Annotated in this window: 1 protein-coding gene; it reads left to right on the forward strand. The window is 56.0% G+C overall.

Going from position 1 to position 1006, the window contains the following annotated elements; all coding sequences use genetic code 11:
• A partial coding sequence (locus AC3A84_RS09380; protein WP_487969354.1) for a flagellin N-terminal helical domain-containing protein occupies positions 1-1006 on the forward strand: 1006 nt, incomplete at both ends.

Genomic DNA, 1006 nt, shown 5'->3' on the forward strand with positions numbered 1-1006 from the left:
ACATCCTGCAGCGGGTGCGCGAACTGTCCGTGCAGTCGGCCAATGCCACCAACAGCGCTGGTGACCGCAAGGCCATTCAGGCCGAAGTCGGACAGCTGCTTTCCGAACTCGACCGCATCTCGACCACCACCGAATTCAACGGCCAGAAGCTGCTGGATGGCTCCTTCGGCTCAGCCACCTTCCAAGTCGGCGCCAACGCCAATCAGACGATCACCGCCACCACGGGCAACTTCCGTACGAATACATACGGCGCACAGTTGTTGCAGTCCAAAGGTCAGGCTGTTATCGATACTGCCGATAACACCGAAATCAAACCGTCCATCGGAACTTCGGTGGCCATCAATGGTTTGGAAACAGCGAATGTGAACTTTGGCGGTAACGATAGCGCTGCCACAGTTGCAGCGAAAGTGAACCTGGTATCAGACAAGACGGGCGTCTCTGCGTCGGCGCGGAACGTTTCCCAGCTGGATAACTTTTCTAGCGGATCCTATTCGCTTGCCCTGACCGGAAGCAATTCGACTGCAGCCAACGTGACGTTCAGCGTTCCTGCAGATGGCAGCCTTAATGAGGCGGTCAAGGCAATCAACGACGTGTCTTCGCAAACCGGCGTGACGGCAAAATTGGAAAACGGCAAAGTTACTCTGATCAATGAAGCAGGGGACAACATTCGCATTTTCAACAAAGCTGCCAACACTTTCACTATGGCTGCTTCTAAAGGCGATGGAACCTTCGATACAGCGTCCGCCGCAGTAGCGGTCAACCGTGGTGTAACCACCACTGGAACTGTCCAGCTATCGTCGGACAAGGGTTTCAGTACAGCCGTCGCAACGGCCGCGACCGGCCCGGCAGTCGATGTGTTTCCCGGTACGTCGTCTGCGTCTACTTTGAATTCCGTCAATCAAATCGATGTGTCCACCGTAGATGGCTCCACCAAGGCACTCAAGATCATTGATTCGGCCCTGGCGGCAGTGAACGGCCAGCGAGCCAGCTTTGGCGCCCTGCAGTC

The organism is Paracidovorax sp. (assembly GCF_057642795.1).